The sequence below is a fragment of the Bacteroides muris (ex Afrizal et al. 2022) genome, from assembly GCF_004793475.1.
In the GTDB taxonomy this organism is placed as follows: Bacteria; Bacteroidota; Bacteroidia; order Bacteroidales; family Bacteroidaceae; genus Bacteroides; species Bacteroides muris.
Genome location: NZ_SRYZ01000094.1, coordinates 1 through 2,937, shown reverse-complemented (window position 1 = coordinate 2,937; position 2,937 = coordinate 1). Strand labels below are relative to the sequence as shown.

At 40.8% G+C, this 2,937-nt stretch carries 1 protein-coding gene and 2 pseudogenes; 2 read left to right on the top strand and 1 reads right to left on the bottom strand.

What is annotated here, in order from left to right:
• Positions 1–342: 342 nt before the first annotated feature.
• Entirely contained in the window at positions 343–1,080 is a 738-nt protein-coding gene (locus tag E5355_RS18880) for a hypothetical protein (RefSeq protein ID WP_246867007.1), read from the bottom strand.
• 278 nt (positions 1,081–1,358) lie between these two features.
• Between E5355_RS18880 and E5355_RS18875 the strand changes: the two are divergent.
• Both E5355_RS18875 and E5355_RS18870 read left to right on the top strand, forming a co-directional pair.
• A pseudogene (locus E5355_RS18875) lies at positions 1,359–1,940 on the top strand (terminase large subunit); the annotation flags it as partial.
• A gap of 11 nt (positions 1,941–1,951) precedes the next feature.
• Positions 1,952–2,688 (top strand): annotated as a pseudogene (locus E5355_RS18870) (hypothetical protein).
• The last annotated feature ends 249 nt before the right edge of the window (positions 2,689–2,937 follow it).

Sequence of the window (2,937 nt, the reverse complement as noted above, 5' to 3'; positions counted from 1 at the left end):
CCGCTTATTTGCTGATGAGGGTTCTTAAGGAGATGTGCTCCAGTGTAAGAAACATCCTTGTCGATGGAGGTTACCGAGGAGAACTTGTCGATAACATAAGAAAGAAATTCGGATATGTCATTCAGGTTGTTATCAGCGCGTACAAGGAACAGTGATTCAGACCCATTCAAAAGAGATGGATTGTGGAAAGAACATTCTCATGGATGGATTACAATAGAAGGCTCTGCCGAAACTATGAACTAACATTCGACTCGGCAGAGGAAATGGTCAAATTAGCCACTATAAGATTATTATTGAGGAAAATTTAAACAGGCTCTGAGAGCAGATGTCTTTTTAACATTATTATTCTATCCGGTAAAAAGTCCCCTTCAGTACCTTGCTTAATCCATCAACATCTATTTCCGTCTCAATCTTCTCGCACAAATACTGCTTGTTGCCTATAAGAAACACCTTATTCACATCTGGCAGCTTATTGGCTTGGAACTGGATTGTGTAAGGGATATTGGAGTGAAACAGACTGAGTGTCGACAACCGATGTCCGACACAGTCCGGACAAACATCGTTCAAGCTTAGGGAATACGGAAGGAAGTCCGTGAGCTGTGCTCCGGTCTTCTGCTGGTAGTCCGTAAAAGGATAGGCATAATCATAGGCATGTGTCTGACCGCTGTAAGTTACGTTCTGCCGGTTGAACTTGCCGGTATTGACAGCCACTTCCATGTGCCCGTTTTTTTCCAGCTTCTCCTTCAGCTCCACGTCACCGTTTATGGCTTCCTGGACATTGAAGCGCTCCTGCTTGGCAACAGTAGCCTGGTAGCCCACCGCGGGTATGTTCAATACCATGGAGGTGTACGGACGGGACAAATCGTAGTCAGCTACAGAGCCATACACGCCGACATTGAACTGAATAATTTTAGCCGGGACGATTCCGAGTGAGGTCTCTACATCGGACGATTCCGAGTCACGGATTAAATCCGCATACAAATTGATTTCACGCAGCGCATTCTTATCATTTTCATTGTAGTTGATATAATACCGTTTGCCAACAATAAAGATTGTACTTTTCTTGTCACTGTCACCCATTCCGTTGTATGCGTGTAGATAATAACTGAAAAGTACTCCACTAAAATAATTGAAAAGTATACCACCCGTTGGATATAACTTTAGGCCTATCGTATATAAGAGTCTGAGTTTTATCTACGCTAATTAACATTATAAATTCCTTTGTGTCTAAATCAACACAAAGGGTAAAAATGATAACAATGGTGGAAAAACAAACAATTATACACATGTACCGTACCCGTGGTTACAGTAAACGGGCTATAGCCTGATAAAATTGTCGTGGCGGAAAATAGAATGATTACGCTCATGTGGTTATCGGCCGTTGGGCAGACGTGGTGGAAGGTGCTGTGTTCAAGAAGTGGGGAATTGTGAAAGAGTTCTCGCAGGAATGCAAAAAGGTAGGAATAGGGCAGGACTTCGGCTTTACTAATGATCCTTCCGCTGCTGTAAGATGTGGCATTATTGATAACCGTTTGTATGTTGATGAACTTTTCTATGAAACGGATATGCTTTCATCGGCTATTGCCAACAGCTTAAAGCCTTTCTCTATGAAAGTTTTTGCCGATTCGCAAGACCCTCGATTGATTCAAGAGATAAAGAACAGGGGTGTGAATATCTATCCGGTAGATAAGTTTCCCGGCTCAATCAAAGCGGGTATTGATAAGATTAAAGACATGGAGTTCTTTGTAACAGAACGCTCTTACAATCTTATTACTGAACTTCGGAAATATGTTTGGGACAAAGATAAGGATGGAAACTACATCAATGAGCCAGTAGATGAATATAATCATTTGATGGATGCCATTAGATATTATGTATTGGGTTGTTTGCCTGGACGCATTTTGAAACCGAAAGATTTAACAGGAATATTCACACACTAAAATTATAGATTATGCCATTGAGTTTAGAAGAAATATTGAATCTGTCTGACATCGGTCAGAAAATCACCTACCTAAAGAAAGGAAGAAAGACCGAACTTCCCGACCGTTGTAAACTTTGGGACGATTGGAATCCGGAACGCCATGAAATCATGGTGGATAAAGAGAAGTATCCGGATAGAAAAGTGCTTGAAAAGGAAGCGGAGAAGGTTTTTGATGAAAAGACTGGTAAGACCTACGAAACCGAAGCACAATACAAGACCGAACCGGTAAACCGTATCTCTATCCCTTAGCAGGATATAGTGAACATTCAAACTGCTTTCACAGTCGGCACTGAACCGTCGATGGATTGTACTCCGACCGACGATGATGAAAATTAAGTTCGAAGCTGAAACGCTTACTAACATGGCTTATGATATGTCAAACACTCCAAGAATATCCTTTGAAACGTTGAAGGGGGTAGGCAAAGCATCAGGAACCGCTTTCCGCTTTAGGTTCTATCAATCCAACCAAGTTTAGCAAGGCGTCGCAGACCATTGACATAGAAACAGAACTGGTTCCATATATGATTGATGATTTGAGTGATAAGGTGACTACTGCGTTTTCCGCTGTCAGTGGTGGCATTTGGTCCACACGTGAGGGAATCATGTTTGCCGGGAATGCTGATAGGGTAGAAGAGGAACTTGCAGAAATCAAAGAGGAGCAAACGGCAAAGAATAACAATGCAGCGTCTCCTAACCCCAAGGGATAATTCATTGCTTCATGTTTTTATAGTACTATTGAGCGTAGCTAATTTAGTTCTGCTTTTTTATTACTAAATTCTATATTATAGAATATATTTTCTGGAAAAATTTTATAATTCAAAATTAATTTATGAAACTGTTTCATTAGTGTCCCATAAAAAATAGGGACTAGTTAAACATTAAATAAATTTGGCCCATTTGGTCCGAAACGGTCTTTGTCATATTGAAATTTAGTTTTGTCGAAGAGGTCTTTCAAG

What these genes read in the sequence shown, in the direction of transcription:
- E5355_RS18880 (WP_246867007.1), bottom strand. Translation starts at nt 1,080, where the DNA reads ATGGGTGACAGTGACAAGAAAAGTACAATCTTTATTGTTGGCAAACGG.